The sequence below is a fragment of the uncultured Ruthenibacterium sp. genome, assembly GCF_963558415.1.
GTDB lineage: Bacteria > Bacillota > Clostridia > Oscillospirales > Ruminococcaceae > Ruthenibacterium.
The window spans coordinates 1-4555 of sequence record NZ_CAUWGY010000124.1 but is presented as its reverse complement, the minus strand read 5'-3'; the positions used below and the strand labels follow the sequence as shown (position 1 = coordinate 4555).

Sequence of the window (4555 nt, the reverse complement as noted above, 5' to 3'; positions counted from 1 at the left end):
AAATTACACAAACTTGTGGATTACACCAAGGCTTTTGAAACGAAATACGAACCGCTTGAAAACGGCGGTAAAAATCTTTTGATTCGAAATAAGAATTAAAAAACAGTGCCCGAACGAATATCGGGCACTGTTTTTATTTTCAGCAATTCCATGAAACCTTCGAAGATACCATTGCTCCCCAAAGGCCCACCAACCCCAGCACAATTCCCAGCAAAAGATTAAGCAAGGAACCTTCTCCATTTGCAAATTGCCAAATGGCCTGAGGTGTCTCCAAACAAGTGCAAAAGAAAAATGCAAGTAGTCCGTTTCGACATACGCCACGTACACTCCCCTGCTGTTCTGGCAAATAATATACCTTCAGATAGGTACTTACAAACACCAATGCTGCAAGTGCCGCAAGGATTTCCACAACAGGTGGGATACGGTAAAGGCTTGCAGGCTGCATTAAAAAGCATAACACCGTATGCAAGAAAAACGCTGTGCTGCCTGCAAGGCCGAGGTACAGCGAAGCGCTCGTCTGTCCCTGATGGCCGCCTAAAAAAATCAAAATTCCCCAAAGGCTAAACAAAAGGAACAGGACTGCCAAAAGCAACTCTGCCAAATCGCCCAACAAAGCAAGTGTAGCAGTCAAATGATGACTTCTAGAAGGCGTTTGTGCTCCAAACAATACCGAAAAAATGGTCATAAAACCATAGACTGCACTTGCCATAGATACCGGGAGCAGCACTTTGGTGGACCGCCAAGCATTTCGAAAGCGTACCTTTGCGGATGTGGCTCGCCCAACACAAAAAGCCAACAACACCGGAAACAACATCGCGAAATAACGCGTTTGCGTTCCTCCCCAGGTAACAAATCCGGTAGAAGGATCCGTCCACCATAAAAGACTCAACAAATAAAGTACTCCCAGTACTGCACTCACAGCCAGTGCCGCAACAGAAAAGATTTTTTTCATCAGCGTGCCTCTAGGGGAATGTATTTCTGCTCTTTTCCCAGATACTTATAAGCAGGTCGAATGATACGATTGGCAAACACCACTTCCTCCACACGATGTGCACACCAACCAGGAATACGGCTGATAGCAAACAGCGGTGTAAACAAATCGTCGCTGATGCCCAGCATCCGGTAAATCAATCCAGAGAACAAGTCAACATTAGCACAAGCTGCCTTGCCTTTCATCTCCTCGATGATCGACGGTCCCAAGCGCTCTACAGCACATAGCAGATGGAACTCATCATCAAACCCTTTTTCATGAGCCAAACCACCTGCATGACTGCGCAAAATGACTGCACGAGGGTCACTTTGGGTGTAGACCGCATGGCCCATTCCATAAATTAACCCGGAGCGATCGCCCGCCTCTTTACACAGAAGCTTGCGCAAATACATCCGAATTTCATCGTCATCGTAGTAATCGTGGACCTCTTCTTTCATATGGTCCAGCATCTGCATAACCTTATGGTTTGCGCCACCATGTTTCGGTCCTTTCAAACTTCCAATAGCTGCAGCAATGGCCGAATAAGTATCTGTTCCGGAAGACGACAGAACTCGGCACGCAAATGTAGAGTTGTTACCGCCACCATGATCTGCATGCAGGACTAGGCACAAATCCAAAAGACGAGCTTCTTCTTTTGTAAACTTCTGATCTGCACGATATGTGGATAAGATATGCTCAGCCGTGCTCTGGCCCGGAATGGGCAAATGCAAGTACATGCTTTGTCGGTCATAAACACGACGCTTAATTTGATAAGCATTTACCATAATCGTTGGCAAACTTGCAATCAAGCCAATGCTCTGTGCCAGAATATTCGCCAGCGACATATCCTCAGGAGCATCGTCGTACGAATACAGAGCCAAAACACTTCGCGCCATCTTATTCATAATATTGGGCGACGGTGCTTTCATAATCATATCTTCGGCGAAATTATCCGGCAAAGCCCGGTTTTCCTCCAAAATTCGCCGAAAACGCGCAAGGTCCTTCGAATTGGGCAAACTACCAAACAAAAGTAGCCAAATGACCTCCTCGAAAACAAACCGGTCCTCTTTGTACGCTGCCTCAACGATGTCCGCGACATCAATGCCACGATAAATCAATTTTCCGGGAGCCGGCACCGGCTTTCCGTCCACAAGATCGTATCCCACTACATCGCAGACATTGGTCAGGCCAGCCAAAACACCGGTCCCATTCGGATTTCTGAGCCCTCGTTTCACACCTAAACGTTCACACGTCGCAGGATCAATGAAGTTATTTTTCAGATACTCCTCGCATAGGTATGCAGCAGAGCCTGTCTTCTCAAGATTCTGGTTGACAGACATATGGATTCTCCTTCCCTGTGATTTTCTTCCCTCTATTCGTAATTCCGCAATGAATTACATATGAATTTATTGTACAAGATACCGCAATAAAAAACAAGGGACAGCATAGGCGAGGAGAAAAAATGGAGGAAATACAAATGAAAAAGACTTTGCCCTTGATCCTTCTGTTCGCCCTGCTGGTCTATCTTTTGCCGATGATCACACTTTTCATCCCGCAAAATTCTGACAAAGCAAGTTCCTCATCCATTTTCCAAAACGATTTGTCCAGTGCCAATTCCGCTTTGGACGAGAACAGCGAAGAATCCCTTCTGATTTTGGATGAAGACACCGATACCGTCATGACGGTATCCATACACGACTATGTCCTGGGAGCCGTAGCGGCGGAGATGCCCATATCCTATCCCGACGAGGCTCTTCGCGCGCAGGCGGTGGCAGCACATAGCTATGCCCTAGCTGTCAAGGCTCAGTGCGACGGCTCTGATCCGACTTTGAAAGGTGCTTACTTCAAAGCGGATCCAGTGCGAAGGCTGGGATTTGTCACCGATGAAGTAATGCAAAGCCTTTGGGGAGAAGATTATGAAGAAAACAAAGCGCGTTTGGAAAGCGTGGTCGCTCCTGTTTTAGACAAGGTTCTCCTTTACGACGGTCAGCCAGCGCTCACATGCTATCATGCGATCAGCAATGGAATGACAGAATCCAGTGAAAACGTGTGGGGTTCTGCACTGCCTTATCTTGTCAGCGTAGACTCTTCTCTAGATCTTCAAAGTCCGGATTACGAACAAACCATCACCATGACTGCACAAGAGGTGTCGGAATACCTTTCTTCCAGCTTTGCGGGATTGGATTTATCCGGTGATCCATCCCAGTGGTTTACCCAACTGGAACTCTCGCCTGCTGGTTATGTAAAAAATGTCCACATTGGCCAAGTCGTATGTAAGGGACCAGATGTAAGAAACGCTCTCGCCCTTCGAAGCGCTGCCTTCACGATTACATATACCGAGGACAAGGTCTTCTCAATTACCACACATGGTTACGGACATGGTGTCGGGATGAGCCAATACGGAGCAAGCGCTATGGCTCTCAATGGAAAAACCTATGCTGAAATTTTGTCCTATTATTACCCCGGAACCGAATTGAATGGTTAAAAAGCGAAAGCGCGGCCAGTAGGCCGCGCTTTTTTACTAAACAACCCCAAATTGTGTTTTTTCTTCCGCCTCGGCAAAGCAAACCACATCACACCGAACTGCTCCGGCTGCCAAAAGCATTTTAGCACACTCATCTACCGTTGCACCGGTGGTGAACACATCGTCCACCAGTAAAATTCGTTTTCCCCTTACCGTTCTAAAATCTCGCACCTCAAATGCTCCAAGCAAATTCACTTTTCTTTCTCTCTCGGACAAATGATGCTGGTCCTGCGTATCCATAATCTTCTCCAGCACCTCATTGCTCACCGGAATATTCAATTCTTTTCCAATTCGCTCGGCCAAAAGGGCCTGCGCAGAATATCCCCGAGCCCGAATCTTTTTCTTTCGTGCAGGAACAGGCACAATCAAACTAGGATTTAACGCAAACTGTTGAACCAGTTTTGCCATCTCAACACCGAAAACATCTGCAAGTTCCGGTTCATCGTTGTACTTCAATCGCCAAATTGCATTTTTAATAGGATATCTGTAGTAATAAACTGCGTAAGCTTCTTTTATGAAATGAACATCGTCTCGTTCAATTGGGTCTGGAATACAACGCAATTCCGGCAGTTTTATTTTACACTTTTCACATTCAGGGATAAATCCCAAAACCTCATTGCAATAAGGACAGCGTGGCGGAAGGAAAAGCGTTTTCAAAAGTTCTTTCATTCTTGCTCCTCCTGCAAAAGGTTTGCAAGACAAGAAAACCGTTTATTTCGTCTCACGCTGTGAACCATTTGGACTACTTCACGACTGTGTCCTACCAACACACAAAGATTCTTCGCCCGAGTCACTCCTGTATAAAGAAGATTTCGATAGCAAAGTTTTGGTGGCACATCCATGACCGGCACAATCACCGCCGGGAACTCGCTTCCCTGACTTTTATGAATGGTCACGGCATAGGCTGGTTCCAACTCACGCAAAAATTCAGAAGTATAAACAATACGCCGATCTTCACTGCGAACAGTGACGCTTCCTGCGCGTACATCTACAGATTCAATCACGCCCATATCCCCATTGAATGCGCCTGCACCATCTTCCCCACCGTCGGGACGAGGATA

5 protein-coding genes are annotated in these 4555 nt (G+C 46.5%); 1 reads left to right on the top strand and 4 read right to left on the bottom strand.

Annotated features, from left to right (window positions below; genetic code table 11):
- Nucleotides 1-139 precede the first annotated feature (139 nt).
- Nucleotides 140-952, bottom strand: coding sequence for a hypothetical protein (locus AB5H98_RS12755; RefSeq protein ID WP_367926274.1), 813 nt, complete (start codon nucleotides 950-952; stop codon nucleotides 140-142).
- Nucleotides 952-2310, bottom strand: a complete 1359-nt coding sequence (locus AB5H98_RS12750; RefSeq protein WP_367926273.1) for a citrate synthase — start codon at nucleotides 2308-2310, stop codon at nucleotides 952-954. Before AB5H98_RS12750 ends, AB5H98_RS12755 begins: the two co-directional genes overlap by 1 nt.
- A 137-nt stretch (nucleotides 2311-2447) precedes the next feature.
- Between AB5H98_RS12750 and spoIID the strand changes: the two genes are divergently transcribed.
- Nucleotides 2448-3455 carry a stage II sporulation protein D gene (gene spoIID / locus AB5H98_RS12745; RefSeq protein WP_367926272.1) on the top strand — a complete coding sequence of 336 codons (1008 nt, stop codon included), beginning with the start codon at nucleotides 2448-2450 and terminating at the stop codon, nucleotides 3453-3455.
- Between the two features lie 36 nt (nucleotides 3456-3491).
- Here spoIID and AB5H98_RS12740 read toward each other — a convergent pair whose 3' ends face one another.
- Nucleotides 3492-4163 (bottom strand): ComF family protein, encoded by a 672-nt coding sequence (locus AB5H98_RS12740; protein WP_367926271.1) that lies wholly within the window; start codon nucleotides 4161-4163, stop codon nucleotides 3492-3494.
- Nucleotides 4160-4555 (bottom strand): ATP-binding domain-containing protein (locus AB5H98_RS12735; RefSeq protein WP_367926270.1); only part of this gene is annotated, 396 nt, incomplete at its 5' end. The genes AB5H98_RS12740 and AB5H98_RS12735, both read right to left, overlap by 4 nt.